The organism is Acidovorax sp. GW823-FHT02H02, assembly GCF_058797075.1.
The window spans coordinates 161424-178097 of record NZ_JBXAJH010000002.1 but is presented as its reverse complement, the minus strand read 5'-3'; the positions used below and the strand labels follow the sequence as shown (position 1 = coordinate 178097).

The window sequence follows — 16674 nt, the reverse complement described above, 5'->3', positions numbered from 1 at the left end:
TCCAGGCGTTGTGAGGGCTCGCAGCTGGGCCGCAACGTACCACCGATCCTGTCCTGGTTGTCCAAAAAGAGGTTCATCATGAGTGCCAGTGCTTTGCATTTTGCCGCCGGAGCTTCCGCAACCCACCCACACATGGCCCAGCCGCGCGCCGTGGCAACGGTTGCGGGTGCTGGCGTGGGGGGCAACACCGTTGCCCGGCTGGTCCAGGAAAACTGCCCCCATCTGCTTCCATCGGTCGGCGTGGTCATTGAATACCTGGATACGCAGGCGGGCACCTGGCAGTTTTCGCTGGACGACGGGCAGACCTGGCGCGCCATCCGCACCGACCTGATCAACCGGCCCGGCCACATGGGCCTGACCCTCGATCACGGCGCGCGTTTGCGCGTGGTGCCCCTGGGTACCAGCCGCGAGGGAGCACGCATGGTGTTCCATGCCGTGCAGCGCAGCCATGGCCCCGGCAACGGCAGCTATCGCCCCTACGCACCGGATGAACGCGAGGACGCCTCGCTCAGTGTGACGCTGGTGCTGGGCCTGGGCGCCATCAACGGGGTGCCGCCGGCCGTGAAAGTGCCGCGTCCGCGCAACAAGCGGGCCCTGGCGCAGGGTGCGCGCGCGGCTGCGCTGGCGCTTGCCTGAGGGCGGGTGCAGGGGCCTGTGCGGGCCCCCGGATTAACCGGCGGTGCAGGGTGAAAAAGCGTTTCGGCGACAATGCCGGTCCTTTTTGTTTTTCCACTCCCTGTTTTCGTTCGGTTTTTCCATGTCCAGTATCCAGGTTCGTCCCGCCACGCTTCGCGATGCCAAAGCCATTGCACAGATCCACACCGTATCCGCCCAAGAGGCTTACAAAGGTCTGGTGCCAGACGAGCAGTTGAAATCCATGTCGGTCGAAAAGCGCCAAGCCTACTGGCGCGAGGCCATCGAGTATTGCGAACCCCAGGTGCAGGTCGCCATCGATGGTGAAAAGATCGTCGGTTTTGTCGGCTATGACCGCTCGCGCGATGAAAAATCCCGCCCCACCACCGGTGAAATCTGGGCCATCTACGCGGCGCCCACCCATTGGAACCAGGGCGTAGGCCTGGCCTTGTGGGACGCTGCCCGCGACGGCCTGCACGAAGAAGGCTGCACCAACGTGACCGCATGGGTGCCCCTGCGCAACGAACGCGCCATCCGCTTCCATGAAATGGCCGGCTTCAAGCGCGAACTCTCCACCGCCAAGACGGCCGTGGTGGGCGGCGTGAAGATCGAGGAAGTGCGCCTCAAGCGCCCCATCAACTAAGGCCATCCCATGATCTCCTGGAGCGACTCGGGCCAGACCCACGAAGCCCGCTGGCGCTCCGAAAGCGGGGCGGCTGCACCGCGCCGCGTGGTGGTGGCCGATGACACGCTGCCTGCCGACACGGCCTATCGGCTCGCCTGTGAAGGCACCGGCCTGCTGTGGCAGGGCGACTTCCAGAACGCCCGCATGCTGCTGCAGGCCCTCATGCGGCGGGTGGACCGCAAGCCACCCAAGGCGACGGCCAAGGCCGCCCAGAAGATAGCGGCAGCCACGGCGGCCGAGGTGTTTCACCTGCACCGCCAGGCGCAGGCCCAGCGCGCACGCGTGCTGTCGGCCTTGCTGATCCCGCTGGAGGGTGATTACGGCATTGCGCTGCGCCGTGCGCCCGACCTGCGCCAGCCTTGCACCGAAGCCTGGGGTCCGGCTACGGGCGAGCGCTCGGTGGCCTCGCTGCGCGAGCTGCTGGGCCTGGTGGGAGCGCACGAGTGGCGCAAGAAGGGCGTGGAGGTGCCCGCGCTGGGCGCCGCGCCGAACAACCGCATCCATCCGCATTACGGGGTGTTTTCGCCCGTGCGCGGCGAATATGTGGACCTGGTGGCAGCCGCAACCCTGCCGTCCAAGGCGCTGGCCTTTGACATCGGCGTGGGCACGGGCGTGCTGTCGGCCCTGCTGGTGCGCCGCGGCGTGCAGCGCGTGGTGGCCACCGAGAACGCGCCGCGCGCGCTGGCCTGTGCCCGTGACAACCTGCAGCGCCTGGGCGTGCTGCCGCAGGTCGAGCTGCAGCCGGTGGACCTGTTCCCCGCCGGGCGCGCACCGCTGGTGGTGTGCAATCCGCCGTGGGTGCCTGCACGCCCCAGCTCGCCCATTGAACATGCCGTGTACGACGAGGGTAGCCGCATGCTGCGGGGCTTTCTGGCGGGGCTGGCCGATCACCTGGAGCCTGGCGGCGAGGGCTGGCTGATTCTGTCGGACCTGGCCGAGCACCTGGGCTTGCGCTCGCGCGAACAGCTGCTGGGCTGGATCGCCGCGGCCGGCCTGCAGGTGCTGGGCCGCGCGGACATGCGCCCGCGCCACGCCAAGGCGGTCGACGCGAGCGATGCCCTGCACGCGGCCCGCGCGGCGGAAGTCACCTCCCTGTGGCGTCTGGCGGCGGCCTGATCGATCCCAACCGATGGGGTGACGGGGCTGCGCTGCCCGCTCAGTCGCTCATGGCGGCCGACAGCGCGCGTTCTGGCGGCTGCAGCTGCTCCAGGCGTTCGCGGATGCCGTGGGCGCGCTCCTGACCGGCCACCTTGGCCACCTCGGCGATCAGGGATTCGCCCACTTCCAGCATGCTCTGGCGGTCGCGCGCTGCGCGCAGGGCCGCGTGGTAGGCGCGGGCCAGATCGGGGTCGCGGCGGGCAAACAGGCGCTCGGACAGATCGAACAGGTACATGCGCGTGCCCGCCAGGGAGCGCAGGGCTTCGGTCGGCTCGGGGGGCGCTGGTGGCGCGGGGGCGGCAGTGCCTGTGGCGTCGGTGGTGGCCAGATCGGTGAGGTAGCCCTCGTGCAGCAGGTGCTCCACCATCTGCGCGCCGATTCCGTTGTACATGGCCTGCAGTTCGGCCAGGGGCCTGCCGTCCGCCAGCAACAGCAGCGAGCGTTCACGCAGGCTCAGGGTGCGAACGCCGGGCGAGAGTTCACGGCGGGCTTTTTCGGTTCGTTGGAGCAACATGGGCGCGCGGATCACGGAAGGGGAGTGCACGCATTCCAGCAGCGCGCGATGACGCTGTCATGACCTGCCCAGTGCCCAGTGCCCAGTGCCCAGTGCCCAGTGCCCAGTGCCCAGTGCCCAGTGCCCAGTGCCCAGTGCCCAGTGCCTAGTGCCTAGTGCCTAGTGCCTAGTGCCTAGTGCCTAGTGCCTAGTGCCTAGTGCCCGGCATGGCCGGCCGGCCGGGCTCCGCGCCGGGCTGCCGCACAATGGCGGGCTCTGCCGCGGCCTTCGGCGGGGTGTTGCTTTGCTATATTTATAGTAGCTTTTGACGCTTTCTACATAGGCGCAATGGCCTGTTTTGCTGTCAATTTCCTCTGAAAATCCTCCGACCCGCCCTGGCGGGTGGATCGTCCCATGACCCTGCTGCTCGCCCCCATGGAGGGGCTTCTGGATTTTGTGCTGCGCGATGTACTGACCCGCGTGGGCGGCGTGGACCGCTGCGTGTCCGAGTTCATCCGCGTCACCGGCACCGTGCTGCCCGACAAGGTGTTTCTGCGCTACCTGCCCGAGCTGCGCCATGGCGGGCGCACGCTGGCGGGCGTGCCGGTGCGCGCGCAGCTGCTCGGCTCCGACCCGGCGTGCATGGCCGACAACGCGGCCCACCTGGCCGCGCTGGGGCCCGAGGGGATCGACCTGAACTTTGGCTGCCCGGCCAAAGTGGTCAACCGCCACGGCGGCGGCGCGGCGCTGCTGCAGGAGCCCGAGCGCATTGCCACGCTGGTGGCCGCCGTGCGCCGCGCCGTGCCGGCCCACCTGCCGGTGTCGGCCAAGATGCGCCTGGGCTTCAACGATGCGAGCCTGGCGCGCGAGTGTGCGCAGGCCATGCAAGCCGGTGGCGCCAGCGAGCTGGTGGTGCACGCGCGCACCAAGGCCGATGGCTACCGCCCGCCCGCTTACTGGGAGCAGATTCCGGCCATCCGCGCGGCCGTGCACATCCCCGTGGTGGCCAATGGCGAGATCTGGACCGTGGCCGATGCACAGCGCTGCCGCGCGGTGTCGGGCTGCGACGCCCTCATGCTGGGCCGTGGCATGGTGGCCGACCCCGGCCTGGCCCGCGCCATCCGCGCTGCAGACCGGGGCCAGTCCGGCACCGACCCGGTGGAGTGGCCGGCATTGCTGCCGCAGCTGGCAGCGTTCTGGCAACTGGTGTGCAACGACCTGGAGCCACGCCAGCGGGCCGGCCGGCTCAAGCAATGGCTCAATCTGCTGCGCCGCCGCTACCCGCAGGCCGAGCAGGCCTTTCAGCAGGTGCGCACCATGACCGATCAGCGCGCCATCACCGCCTGGGTGGCTGGCTTGCAGCCTTGAGGCCGGGCTACAGCAGATGGTCGGGGGCCAGCGGCCCCAGCAGCCACAGGATCAGCCGCAGCGGCAGGCTGGTGTCGGGATCGGCGGTGGCGTCCGGCAGCTTGCTGCCTTGCGGCGCCCGCCAGACCAGGCCACCGCCGGCCTGCTGCTCCACTTGCCATGCGGCCGTGCGCAGCGCCTGCTCGATGCTGGTGCCGGCCTGGCGTGCCAGCATGGTGCTGCGGATCAGCAGCGCGATCTCGGTGTTGTGCTTTTGCGAGCGCATGTCCAGGTTCATGGAGCCAACGGCCAGCAGCCGGTTGTCCATGATCAGCAGCTTGGAGTGGAGCATGGCGCGCGAAGACCCGGTGCTGCCACCACTGCCACCACTGCCACCACTGCCACCACTGCCGCCCGTGGCGCTGAAGGCCCGGCGCAGGTCGGTAGCCTCGCTGTGCATCTCGTACAGCTCGACGCCCATGGCCAGCAGCGCCTTGCGGTGGCGCGCGTAGCCGACATGGGCGATGGGCGCGTCATTCGACGCCAGCGAATTGGTCAGCACACGCACCCGCACGCCCCGGGCCCGCGCTGCGGCAAAGGCGGCGGTGATCTCGGGCCCGGGCACGAAATAGGGTGAAACGATGAGCAGGTCGCTGCGGGCCTGGCCCATGAGCTGCAGCAGGCCGTCCACCACCGTGTCTTCCCCGCCGTCCAGATCGTCAGCCGAAGCACTCTGTGCTGCGCCTGCGACATCGCCGGCGGGCGCATCGGCGGCATTGCCGGGGCGGGGGGCTTTGGCGTTGCGCTGCTGGGCCACCGCCTTCGCCACCGTGATGCCCGGCGAGGGCGTGGCGGGCTGGGGCAACAGCGGCTGAATGGCGGCGGAGGACTCGGCCGGAATCTTGGCTGGCTTGTCCACCAGCACCACGGCGGGGGCCCACACCAAGCGTGCGGCCTTCAAGTCGAGCGGCTGCTGGTCCCAGACCCGGCTGCGCCGGGCCTGGCTGGCGGCCGTGTCGGCGTCGGGTGCCACCGGGGTGGAAGCCGCGGCCAACGGGCTGGAGGCGGCCGCGCGCACCGGGGTAGGTCCGGCGTGGGTGCCTGGCTCCTGGTCGGTGGTGGCCAGCGACGAGCGCAGGGCGTCCAGCTCTTTGGGCGTGATCAGCGACTGCACAGGGTAAGCGCGCTCGTTGTTCCAGTAGCTGTCGAAGCTGCGCGACAGATCCTGCACGATGGGGCCGGCCGCCAGCACATCGAGGTCGACAAAGTTGCCCGATGTGTCGTGGCCGAAATAGGCATCGCCCAGGTTGCGCCCGCCGGCCACGCCCATGGTGTTGTCGGCGATGAAGAGCTTGTTGTGCATGCGCTGCTGCACCCGCGAAAAATCGCCCAAGGCACTGACCATGCGCCACACGGTGGAGTTGCGGGCGCCCGCCACCGGGTTGAACATGCGCATTTCGATATTGGGTTCGAAGGCCAGGCGCATCACCTGTGCGTCTTTTCCGGTGCTGTGAAAGTCGTCCAGCAGCACGCGCACGCGCACGCCGCGCCGGGCGGCGGCGATCACACCCAGCAGCAGCCGCTCGGTGCTGGCGTCGGCGTGGATGGCGTAGTACTGCAGGTCCAGCGTTTTCTGCGCCGCTTCCACCAGGGCCAGGCGGCTGCCATAGGCCGCCTGGGGGCCGGCCAGCAGCACAAAGCCTGATTCAAAGCGCGCATTTGCCGCAGCGCGGCGCTCGTTCACCAGCGTGGCCAGTGCGGTGCCGGCGGTGGCTTCGAGCGCCGTGGAAACAGGGCGCTGCACATTCTTGGGCAATTCGGCGCAACCGCTCAGCGCAAGAATGAGCAGGGCAGCCCACCATGGCGGCAGGTGCCGGCGCAGCAGCGCGGGAAGAAAACCGAAAACAAGGGCGAGGGTCATGGGCGGGCGTAGCGGCGTGAATCGGTGGCGGGCACTCCCAACGGGGTGCGCCCCAGCGTAGCGGGCCGCGCGCCCGGTGGATGTCAGACGTGGCGCCGTCGTTTCAACACACCAAACCAAGCTCTCGGGGCACGGCGCATCCGGGCCCTGGCGGCTGCAGGCTTACCAGCTCACTTCGCGGTCCGGCGTTGCGCTGATCTTGTGGATCGACAGGTCGGCACCGTCGAACTCCTCTTCCTGCGATAACCGCAGGCCCAGCGTGGCCTTCAGCACACCATACACCAGTGCACCGCCCAGCAGCGCCCACACCACGCCCATGGCCGTTCCCATGAGTTGCGCCCACAGGCTGACACCGCCCAGCCCACCCAAGGCCTTGCTGCCGAAAATGCCTGCGGCAATGCCGCCCCAGGTGCCGCACAGCCCGTGCAGGGGCCACACGCCCAGCACATCGTCGATCTTCCAGCGGTTCTGGGTGAGGGTGAACATCACCACAAAGATGCTGCCGGCCACGCCGCCCACCACCAGCGCACCCAGCGGGTGCATCAGGTCGGAACCCGCGCAAACAGCCACCAGGCCGGCCAGCGGGCCGTTGTGCACGAAGCCGGGGTCGTTCTTGCCCAGCACCAGCGCGGCCAGCGTGCCGCCCACCATGGCCATCAGCGAGTTGACCGCTACCAGCCCCGACAGCTTGTCCAGCGTTTGCGCGCTCATCACATTGAAACCAAACCAACCCACCACCAGCACCCACGCACCCAGCGCCAGAAAAGGGATGTTGGAGGGTGGATGGGCCGAGATGGCGCCATCCTTGCGGTAGCGGTTGGCGCGTGACCCCAGCAGCAGAACGGCGGGCAGGGCAATCCAGCCACCCACGGCGTGCACCACCACCGAGCCGGCAAAGTCATGGAAGGCGGCGCCGGTCAGGGCGGCAATGCCAGCCTGGATGCCGAAATGCTCGTTCCAGGCGATACCTTCAAAAAACGGGTACACAAAGCCAACGATGGCGGCTGTTGCCAGCAGTTGGGGCCAGAACTTGGCACGCTCTGCAATGCCGCCCGACACAATGGCCGGAATCGCCGCCGCGAAGGTGAGCAGGAAAAAGAACTTCACCAGTGCAAAGCCGTTTTGCTGGGCCAGCGTCTCCGCGCCCACCAAGAAATGCGTGCCATAGGCCACGCCGTAGCCCACCAAGAAATACACCACCGTGGACACCGAAAAATCCACCAGGATCTTGACCAGGGCATTGACCTGGTTCTTTTTGCGCACGGTGCCTAGCTCCAGAAACGCAAAACCGGCGTGCATGGCCAGCACCATGATGGCGCCCAGCAATATGAACAAGGCATCGCCGCCCTGTTGGTGTGCATTCATAACTTCCTCGTGCTCTGAATTGATCTGTTCTGGTGCAATCCGGACGCAGGCGCCAGACTTGCACCAAAATTAAGCAATAAACGCGCCAAAAAAACCATGGAGGTGCACCGCCGGTTCGCCCCATCATGGGGCATTGCTTGAGGCAAGCGCAAAAACAATGATGAAAAATGGCTATGGCGCTTTACTGGCAAGCGCGAAAGGCGATCTTTTTTGATGGCCAGTGGAGGCTGTAGCACAGCCCGGTGCCGGGGAAGTCAACCCAGCGCCAGCAGCTGCTCGGCCAGGGCATCAATGCCGGCCGCAGAAAGATCGTCGCTGGCCAGGCTGTGCCGCGTGGCCCACTGGTGCAGGTGCGTGCTTTGCGAGCGGGCATAGAGCGGGTCGTAGTGCAAGGCCACCAGCTCGGCAAACAGCGGGGCCAGCGCACCTGCTGCGGCCCAGTCCTGCCAGCGTGCAATCACCTGCTTGCCGTGCAACTCCTTGAGCAAACCCAGCTGGCGGGCCAGCAGGACCGGGTCGTCGCCCAGGTTGGCGTAGTCGCGCAGCAGAAAATCCAGCCGCGCCGGCACACTGGCGGCGATCTCGATGCAGGGGCTGGCGCGCAACCGCTGCACCAGGGGCTGGGGCACCGCCAGGCGGCCGATCTTGCTGCTTTCGGCCTCGACATAGATGGTGCGCTGCAGATCCAGGGGCTCCAGTGCATGCAGCAGGGTGGTCTCGAAGGCGGTTTGCGAGGGCTGCTCCACCCCCGGCCAGGCGCCCAGCACCGATCCCCGGTGGCGGGCGCAGGCCTCCAGATCGAGCACCTGCGCGCCGCGCGCGGCCAGGGCCTGCAGCACGCGCGTCTTGGCGCTGCCGGTGGGGCCGCAGATCACACGCAGGGGCAGCTGCGGCGCCAGTTCGGCCAGCCGGTCTATCACATGGCGGCGCCACGCCTTGTAGCCACCGGCCAGCTGCTGGGCGTCCCAGCCCACCAGGCGCAGCCAGGTCACCATCGAGCCGCTGCGCATGCCGCCGCGCCAGCAGTACACCAGGGGTTTCCAGCTGGCGGGCTGGTCGGCAAACTGCGTTTGCAAATGCCGCGCCAGGTTGGCTGCCACCATGGCGCCGCCCACGCGCCGCGCCTCAAAGGCGCCTTGCTGCTTGTAGATGGTGCCGACGATGCGGCGCTCGTCATCGTCGAGCACCGGGCAGTTGATGGCGCCGGGAATATGGTCGAGTGCGTATTCGGCGGGCGAGCGCGCATCGATCAGGGTGTGAAATGCATGGCGATCCGCCACGCGCACGGGACCGCGGTGGCTCATGGCGCCAGGCCCTTGCCCCGCGCGGGCCGGCGGCCGGCTGGCACAATCGCGCGCACCATGACTGTTGATTCAAAACCCATTCGTCTTACCCAGTTCTCGCACGGCGGCGGTTGCGGTTGCAAGATAGCGCCGGGCCTGCTGCAGGAGATTTTGGCACGCGCACCGCAGGGCATCGTCCCGCCCGAACTGCTGGTGGGTACCGAAACCAGCGACGATGCGGCCGTTTACCGCCTGAACGATAGCCAGGCGCTGGTGGCCACCACCGATTTCTTCACCCCCATCGTTGACGACCCCTATGACTTTGGCCGCATTGCCGCCACCAATGCGCTGTCCGACATCTACGCCATGGGCGGCACACCCATCATGGCGCTGGCCCTGGTGGGCATGCCCATTGCCCAGCTGCCGCCCGAAGTGATTGGCCGTGTGCTGGAAGGCGGAGCCGCCGTGTGCCGCGACGCCGGCATCCCCATCGCGGGCGGGCATTCGATCGACGTGCTCGAACCCATCTATGGCCTGGTGGGTTTGGGCCTGGTGCACCCGCAGCGCGTGCGCCGCAATGCCGACGCGCAGGCGGGCGATGTGCTGGTGCTGGGCAAGCCGCTGGGGGTGGGCATTCTCTCGGCGGCACTGAAAAAAGGCCTGCTGGATGCTGCCGGCTACGCCGACATGCTGCGCTACACCACACAGCTCAACCGGGTGGGCATTGCCCTGGGTGCGCTGGATGGCGTGCACGCCATGACCGATGTCACCGGTTTCGGCTTGGCAGGCCACCTGCTGGAGGTGTGCCGGGGCTCGGGGCTTTCAGCCCAGGTGGAGCTGGCCCAGGTGCCGATCATTGAGGCCGCGGCGCGGTTTGCGGCCGAGGGCGTGGTCACGGGGGCCTCGGCACGCAACGGGGCCGCCTATGGCGCCGATGTGGCCTGGGCGCCCGGTGCACCCGAATGGCAGCGCCACCTGCTGACCGACCCCCAGACCAGCGGCGGCCTGCTGGTGAGCTGCAGCCCTGATGCGCTGGCGCGCGTGCTCGACACTTTTCATCAGGCCGGCTTTGCAGCGGCTGCCGCCATCGGTGGCATGCAGGTGCGGGCGCCAGGGCAGGGCAGCCAGCTGGTTTGCCGGTGAGCCGGGCAGGCGGTGCAGGCCCCAAGGCCCTGCACCGCTACGCTTAAAAAGCGTCGCGCCCGCGCACGCGGGCCACGAGGCGGATGTCCGGCCCCACCCGCTCTACCGAAGTGAAATCCATGGCCAGGCCTTGCGCCAAGGTATCGAACGGACCTACATGGGCCATGCCCAGGCCTGGTCCCAGCAAGGTGGGCGCCAGGTACACCAGCATCTCGTCCACCAGCCCTTCGCGCACGAACGAGCCATTGAGCTTGTTGCCGGCTTCCACATGCAGCTCGTTCACGCCGCGCCGGGCCAGGTCGCGCAGCATGGCGGGCAAGCTCACTTTGCCTTGTGGGTTGGGTAAATAAACCACCGTGGCGCCACGCGCTTCCAGTGCGGCCTTTTTGCCATCATTCTGGGTGGCTGCGTAGATCATGCAAGTGCGGCCGGCCATGAAAAGGCGCGCATCCGGCGGGGTTTGCAACTGGCTGTCCACCACCACCACATGCGGCTGGCGTGGGGTTGGCACCTCGCGCACATTCAGGCGCGGGTTGTCGTCCAGCACCGTGCCAATGCCTGTGAGCACCGCGCAGGCCCGCGCGCGCCAGGCATGGCCATCGGCGCGCGCAGAGGGTGAGGTGATCCACTGGCTGGTGCCGTTGTGCAATGCCGTGGTGCCGTCGAGTGACGCCGCCGCCTTGAGGCGTACCCAGGGTATGCCCCGCACCATGCGGCTGAAAAACCCGATGTTGAGTTCGCGCGACTCGGCTGCACCCGGCCCCACCTCCACCGCCACGCCCGCAGCGCGTAGCCGCGCAAAACCCTGGCCGGCCACCAGGGGGTTGGGGTCGGCAATGGAGGCCACCACCTTGCCAATGCCCGCCACCACCAGCGCGTCGCAGCAAGGCCCCGTGCGGCCCTGGTGGGCGCAAGGTTCCAGCGTGACGTAGGCCGTGGCGCCCCGCACATCCTGCCCGGCAGCCGCCGCATCGCGCAGCGCCACCACTTCAGCGTGCGGGCCACCGGCCTGCTGGGTGAAACCCTGGCCAATCACCCGGCCATCGGGCGCCACCAGCACGCAGCCCACGCGGGGGTTGGGGTTGGAAAGAAAAAGCGCCTGGGCGGCGAGCCCAAGCGCTTGGGAGGTGAAGTGCGCTGGTGTAGTCATTGCGCGGTGATGGTAATGCAGGCGCTATGGGCCTTGGCATTTTGTAACGATGATTTTTGTGTTGCGTGCGCCACGCAGGGTCAAGTCTGGGGTGCGCACGCAATCAGCTGCTCGCTTTTTATAATTAAGGTTGGTGCAATACGGTCGTGGTGTCTGTATAAACCTCACTGCCAGTGCCATTCACCTCGACAGCGGAACCCGATGGGCAATTTTGATTTCCAGCAATCACCAGAAAATTCTGATTACTGAGAGATCTTTGCACATTGAGGTAGGCATAGGGATGCTCCTCGTTGTCAATTTTATCGACACTCTCAGTGGTTGCTGTGTCAGGTAATGGTGTTGCTGGCGTCCAAACATAGCCGTTAAGGTTGTAGTCTGCGCTGAATCGGCATACCTTGTAAGTAGTGCCTATAGAGGCGCTGGCAGCTGTGTCTGTACCTGTGACGATCAACTTGGTTAAGCCGGTCCATGCATTTGCTGTTAATGGATTGTTGTCCAAGTCAATAGGATAAATAATACAAGAGTAACCAATAAAGCGCTCGTTCTGATCGACGATATTTGAAATGGCGGTTTGCGGGTATGTAGTGTGTTCGGCAATGGCTGCTGGTGTTAATTCAGTTCCCACCGGCACGGTTAAATAGACCTTGGTGCTCGTCGAGGAGGTTGTAGCGCCATCATTGGTGAAGCTGTAGTTGACCGATGCCGTGAATGATATGGTTTTTAATGGTTCGGCAAAACAGGTGGGTAGGGTCGAGTATTTATTTTTAGAAATGTTGCTCGTCCAGGCAGGTGAAGTTTTTGCCAAAAGGGACAGCAAACCTTGTTTTCCGGTCGCTGGCGCAACATCATTCATGGTCATGCCAACCTCCCAAGTAGTTTTGGTTGGTACGGGATCATTGGCACTCACTGGATCGAAATTGGTGTTGAAACTTCCATCCTTAAAACGTATATAACCGCTTAACAAGTAGCCGGTTTGGGAATCGCAACTGGCGACATCTGAAAGTGTGATTTGTGCGGTCCGTGTTGTTGATGTTATTCTGTTGCATATTTTTTTGATCAATCCGGTAGTGTTGTCAAAAACAATGGCGGTAGCACCGTCCGAGCGGGGTTTGAAAACGCTGGTGCCATCGCCAAGATTTTTCGATGGAATGGGGATGCTCACGTTACGACCCAAGGTGTCGCGCACATTGGAACCGTTGGGGACAAGCGATAGCGATACCGCGGTGGACGGATCAACTCCATTCATCACGCTTCTAAAAACAATAGCTTGATTTTCACCGCTGCGGTCCAGCCAAGTGACCCGTACCTGAACTTCCTTGTATTTGCCGGCGGACGGGTCTGAAGCAGGGACGCTGCGCTGTAGAGCGTAAGTCGTATTGGAGGTGTATGGATTGCTGGCCGTACCGGTTGTTACAGGGGCAGCGCTTGTGTCATTTTTAATGATATTTGTCCAGAACAATGCATCAGAACTTGTTCCTATGGTCCTGTAAACGCGCATTTCTTCCATCTGGGCCTGCGCCAGCCTGGCTGCCTCGCTGCGTTGCTTGGCGACGTCGGCATTGCGGTTCAGGAATAAATGCATTCCTACCAAGCCGAGTGCGCCAAGAGAAACTATCAGCAACGCCACCATGGCTTCAATCAGTGCGATACCGCGCTGTTGGGTGGTGATGCCATGCTTGCCATGGCTGCTTTTATTTATTCTAATCATTAAAAATCCCTCCAGCTGCCAGGTACTTGCGCAAATGATTTTGCACTTGATCGAATTTTTCTCATGACTTCTGGGTCATAGTAATAATTCGGGGTGCCGTTGCCGGTGTAGTCGCCTTCGGAAATGATGGCGCCGCGAAACAATGCGCTGCCACCGCCAGTGGAGTTCCAGGTGGCAGCGGTGGAGTAGATTACGGCGGAAATTTGAGGGCCACCACTGATATTGACCGCACCGTCAACGACCATGACAAAAGGATCTGTGGATGTTCCGATTGTAGAGTTCGCATTGATGGTCATTGAGCCTGGTACCCAGATTTGCCTTTCGCCTGCATTGTAGGCGGCAATTAAATCAGTATCAGTGCATGCGGTACACGGTAATACGTAGCTTAAGCTCTTGTATGCGTCTTTGCTCATGCCAAAAAATGAGGAGAATAAGTTGTCCTCCGTTTTATCCCGCAAAGAAGCATCATTCCCTACCAGCGTCGCTTTGGGCGGTGTGCCCGGTACGGTGGTAATTATCGCGCTTGCGGCGTCTATGGTGCCGCCAGAATTGATCGTGACGCCGTTGGTGTTAGGGTCTGGATTGCTGACGCCTAGGGCGGCGTTTCCAATGCTGACATTGCCTCGTGCGGTAAGTGGTGAGGCTGGCGGAGTCGCTAATCCAGAGATTTGGCCCAAGGTTGCTCTGACGGTTGCACTGGCGTCGCCGCCAGCGCATGCTGCAGCGCCAGATGGTAACGTGCAGCCTTGAGAAATAATGTTCACCGTTCCTGTTCTTGTGTTGCTTTCGAAAGAAATATCAAACCGTAGGTTATATCCTGAGCCTGCTGTGGGTACGGAGGGGTTGGGTGTGTTCGGCGTATTTGTAGGAGGAAGTATGGGTGGGTTGGGGTAGGGGCCTGCCCGTACAGGGCAACTGCAATTCATGCTGCCGCCTGCTTGGTTGTAAATGCAAGCAGCTATGGGTGCTGGTGGAGTGACAGAGTTAACGTATGTAAACTCTATAGTGGTATCTGGTTGGATATTAAGATAACGATTTTTAAATCTTTCATTACCCGGTGTTGTGGTCTCCGTACAGGCTGTAGTAATATATTTTTGCTCGTTGAGCATTGCCTGAGCCCATGCAAGACCCGCTTCAGCAGCTTCGAAGGCCAGCGTGGCACGGTACTGATTGGCCGATGTTTTTTGCTCAAAAATTATGGTTCGATTGGCAAAAGCGACCACGATGGCCATGATCAGAAGAAGTAATGCAACCACGACAACAGATGCTGCTCCGCGTTCATATCTGTGCTGATTTTTTCCAGGCATGCAAAGAATCTGCCTGTTGGTGTGATTATTCATTAACTGCAACTCCCGCTGACTGCATCATTTCGAACTCTTGCCTTGGTTCTTACGCCGCGAACCAACGTAGGGTCTGATGGTGGATGCCCACGCAATTCCACTTCAAATTGGCGAACAACCACTTGAGGTGGGTTGGGAACTGAGGCTGCTGCACAATTGCCAGGTAGGGATATTTGCAAAGGTGAAGCAATCAGGTTGAATTGGGTAATTTTGACGGTGTTGGGATCGCTGAGCGCTTGCGGGGTATTGCCTGCAACAAACGCATACAAAACACCCGTCGTTGCATCTAGCTTAAAGCCATACATTCCCGCATCTATGTAATAACACATGGCGGTAAGCGCAGTACCAGATGCTGGCGAACTGACTGGGGTTGGCAGAGTTGAAGTATCGCAACTGCCAGGAATAAGATTTTGATGGGGATTTTGAGGTAAGGACGCAGCAGCCACCGGGCTGCCTGCACTAGGTGGTACATAAACACCATCTGCGGCACTTGCCCAGTATCCTGCGCGGCGGATGTCTCTTGCGACCAGATCAGAGCTGGTGCGCAAGTCTTGAACCAATCGGGTTTCCATCATCAGGTCGCGATTATTTTTTGTCATAGTTGACATGAGCACCAAAGCGCCGGTCACTACAAATAATCCCAGCGTGATGCCTACCATGCTCTCTACCAGACTAAACCCTTTCTGTCTGGAGCGTTTCAGCGGGTTTTTTAGCATGGTTTGAATCCTGTGATGGTTGCACTTGGGCTGCATATTTCTGCTCGACCCATTGTGTTTGCCACTATTTTTAATGAGCGCGTGCTTGCGTTGGTATTGGATATGACAAGATCCGTGCCGGTAATGGTCGCAGTGGTTCTGACAGGTTCAAACTTTATTCCCAAATAGGTGGTGCCTGAAGAAGGGGAGAAAGAATTGTTGCTGGCCGAAATGTTGTTGACGGTCTTAATCGTTGCCCCTGTCGTTGTGGTGCATGTAGTCAACTGAGTTATGGTGTAGCCTTGTGCACTGAAATCAACGGCAATACATTGATTTTTCTGTACGGACTCCATTTTTGCAAAAGATAGGTCTGTCATTATTTCATTTGCCAAACCTTTGATTCTTTGCGTGGCTATCATGGTAGTAAATGATGGTGCTGCAAGAGACGCAATGATTGCAATCATTGCCACAGATATCAACAACTCAATGAGTGTGAATCCCTTGGCGTTGGGATTTTTAATAGGGCGCTTCATTGGTTCCAGCAGGTTTCTACTGTACCTGTCCCAGTTTTTCCATAGGTAATAGTGCCATTTGCCAAAGTCGCAGTTAGCGTGGTGCACTTGGCATCACTGGCTTGGGCGCCTATAGCCGTTGCTGTAACGGTGTATCCGGTGGCCGACTGGCCGCTGATCCCAATTGAGTAGTAGCCGGAGGGGAGGTTGTAGCTTGACGCTACGGTGGCGTTAGATACCAACTTCAAGCCCGTGGGCGAAGAGCTAACGTCGGCGCTATAACTGGCGTTATTAGCGCGCCATCTTTCTTGAGCCTGCTGGACTTTGGAAATAGCTGCCATGGCATCCGACCTGCGGCTTTTTCTGACATATTCGGCGTACGAAGGGTAAGCGACGGCTGCAAGAATGCCCACAACCGCCACGACGATCATCAGTTCGATCAGCGTGAACCCATTGGGCTTGGGGGATTGGCGACGTACCTGTGGTGCGATAGAGGTTTTCATGCCCCCATTTTGCCGCGTAAGGTTTCGAAAAAAATGTTTCGAATGTGCCGTTGGTCGATTGTGCCGGGCCGCCTATCGGGTTTCCTGGTTGGCTGACGGGTGGCCGCTGGCTTCAGCAAGTGGTGTAGCCGCTGACGCTGCCCTGGGGCGAGCAGGTTCTGGTACGCCCCATGATGTTGACCACATGCCGGATGGTTTTGCCGCTGTCGGCGATCAGGTTGACCGATCCTGCTGGGGTTGTAGTGCCGCGAACCGGGTCGAACAGCATGGTGGTGACATTGGCCTGCAGGCGCACGCCCTCCCTGGAAGCCAGGCCCACGCTTTTCACGGGCGAGTTGGCGGGGTCGGTGCATTGCGCGGCCCCGGCGCTGGTGCAGGTGCAGGTGCCGGTGTTGCCGCTGTGCAATAAATAACAAGTGCCTGCCGCGTCAGACCCAAAGCGCAGGTGCATTTGCCGGTTTTTGGTCACGGCCTCGCTGCGGATGTGCTGGATGTCTGTGGCCAGCTCTGCGGCGTGGCCTTCAAGGCGGCGCAATTCCTGTAGCCCCTGAAATGCCGGAGCGGCCAGCCCCATGAGGATGGCCACGATGCTGAGCACGATCATCACCTCTACCAGGCTGAAGCCTTGGAGCCGGCTGGTTTTGGCACTGGCCGCAAGCGCGGGGCGGCGGGTGGTTTGGCGGTTCAACGGCATGGCGGCGACTTCCTGTATGGGGGTGTTGCGAGGCCTGCAGCGCA

Annotated in this window: 16 protein-coding genes; 5 read left to right on the top strand and 11 right to left on the bottom strand. The window is 62.6% G+C overall.

Annotated elements, in window-relative coordinates; all coding sequences use genetic code 11:
* The first annotated feature begins 132 nt into the window (after window positions 1-132).
* From AC1RDS_RS02560 to AC1RDS_RS02550, 3 genes are all read left to right on the top strand, one after another.
* Window positions 133-636, top strand: coding sequence for a hypothetical protein (locus AC1RDS_RS02560; protein ID WP_492226661.1), 504 nt, complete (start codon window positions 133-135; stop codon window positions 634-636).
* Window positions 637-757: 121 nt separating this feature from the next.
* Complete coding sequence (locus AC1RDS_RS02555) at window positions 758-1276, top strand: GNAT family N-acetyltransferase (protein WP_024814453.1); 519 nt, start codon at window positions 758-760, stop codon at window positions 1274-1276.
* Between the two features lie 9 nt (window positions 1277-1285).
* Complete coding sequence (locus AC1RDS_RS02550; protein ID WP_287875849.1) at window positions 1286-2434, top strand: methyltransferase; 1149 nt, start codon at window positions 1286-1288, stop codon at window positions 2432-2434.
* Window positions 2435-2474: 40 nt separating this feature from the next.
* Here the strand turns inward: AC1RDS_RS02550 and AC1RDS_RS02545 are convergent, their stop codons facing one another.
* On the bottom strand, window positions 2475-2990 hold the full coding sequence (locus AC1RDS_RS02545; protein WP_092697114.1) for a hypothetical protein: 516 nt from the start codon (window positions 2988-2990) through the stop codon (window positions 2475-2477).
* Between the two features lie 393 nt (window positions 2991-3383).
* Here AC1RDS_RS02545 and AC1RDS_RS02540 point away from each other — a divergent pair, with 393 nt between their 5' ends.
* A complete protein-coding gene (locus tag AC1RDS_RS02540; RefSeq protein WP_287875852.1) occupies window positions 3384-4337 on the top strand; it encodes a tRNA dihydrouridine synthase in 954 nt (317 codons plus the stop codon).
* 7 nt (window positions 4338-4344) lie between these two features.
* On the opposite strand, the gene AC1RDS_RS02535 is transcribed toward AC1RDS_RS02540, so the two are convergent.
* The 3 genes from AC1RDS_RS02535 to mnmH form a co-directional block, all read right to left on the bottom strand.
* Window positions 4345-6237, bottom strand: a complete 1893-nt coding sequence (locus AC1RDS_RS02535; RefSeq protein ID WP_348683650.1) for a phospholipase D family protein — start codon at window positions 6235-6237, stop codon at window positions 4345-4347.
* Between the two features lie 162 nt (window positions 6238-6399).
* Complete coding sequence (locus AC1RDS_RS02530; RefSeq protein WP_287875857.1) at window positions 6400-7602, bottom strand: ammonium transporter; 1203 nt, start codon at window positions 7600-7602, stop codon at window positions 6400-6402.
* Between the two features lie 254 nt (window positions 7603-7856).
* On the bottom strand, window positions 7857-8906 hold the full coding sequence (mnmH, locus tag AC1RDS_RS02525; protein WP_287875860.1) for a tRNA 2-selenouridine(34) synthase MnmH: 1050 nt from the start codon (window positions 8904-8906) through the stop codon (window positions 7857-7859).
* Window positions 8907-8963: 57 nt separating this feature from the next.
* On the opposite strand from mnmH, the gene selD reads away from it, so the two are divergent.
* Window positions 8964-10028 (top strand): selenide, water dikinase SelD, encoded by a 1065-nt coding sequence (gene selD / locus AC1RDS_RS02520; RefSeq protein ID WP_287875863.1) that lies wholly within the window; start codon window positions 8964-8966, stop codon window positions 10026-10028.
* Between the two features lie 43 nt (window positions 10029-10071).
* Here the strand turns inward: selD and ribD are convergent, their stop codons facing one another.
* From ribD to AC1RDS_RS02485, 7 genes are all read right to left on the bottom strand, one after another.
* Window positions 10072-11178 (bottom strand): bifunctional diaminohydroxyphosphoribosylaminopyrimidine deaminase/5-amino-6-(5-phosphoribosylamino)uracil reductase RibD, encoded by a 1107-nt coding sequence (ribD, locus tag AC1RDS_RS02515; RefSeq protein WP_287875865.1) that lies wholly within the window; start codon window positions 11176-11178, stop codon window positions 10072-10074.
* Between the two features lie 124 nt (window positions 11179-11302).
* Window positions 11303-12886, bottom strand: a complete 1584-nt coding sequence (locus AC1RDS_RS02510) for a PilV family protein (RefSeq protein ID WP_155885253.1) — start codon at window positions 12884-12886, stop codon at window positions 11303-11305.
* Window positions 12886-14226 (bottom strand): pilus assembly PilX N-terminal domain-containing protein, encoded by a 1341-nt coding sequence (locus AC1RDS_RS02505; protein ID WP_081679658.1) that lies wholly within the window; start codon window positions 14224-14226, stop codon window positions 12886-12888. Before AC1RDS_RS02505 ends, AC1RDS_RS02510 begins: the two co-directional genes overlap by 1 nt.
* Window positions 14226-14942, bottom strand: a complete 717-nt coding sequence (locus AC1RDS_RS02500) for a prepilin-type N-terminal cleavage/methylation domain-containing protein (RefSeq protein WP_348683647.1) — start codon at window positions 14940-14942, stop codon at window positions 14226-14228. The genes AC1RDS_RS02505 and AC1RDS_RS02500 overlap by 1 nt, the downstream gene beginning before the upstream one ends.
* The gene (locus tag AC1RDS_RS02495; RefSeq protein WP_348683645.1) at window positions 14936-15454 is read right to left on the bottom strand and encodes a GspH/FimT family pseudopilin; all 519 of its coding nucleotides are present in this window, start codon (window positions 15452-15454) and stop codon (window positions 14936-14938) included. Before AC1RDS_RS02495 ends, AC1RDS_RS02500 begins: the two co-directional genes overlap by 7 nt.
* A complete protein-coding gene (locus AC1RDS_RS02490; RefSeq protein ID WP_348683643.1) occupies window positions 15451-15936 on the bottom strand; it encodes a type IV pilin protein in 486 nt (161 codons plus the stop codon). The genes AC1RDS_RS02495 and AC1RDS_RS02490 overlap by 4 nt, the downstream gene beginning before the upstream one ends.
* 112 nt (window positions 15937-16048) lie before the next feature.
* Entirely contained in the window at window positions 16049-16630 is a 582-nt protein-coding gene (locus AC1RDS_RS02485; RefSeq protein ID WP_348683641.1) for a GspH/FimT family pseudopilin, read from the bottom strand.
* Between the last annotated feature and the right edge of the window lie 44 nt (window positions 16631-16674).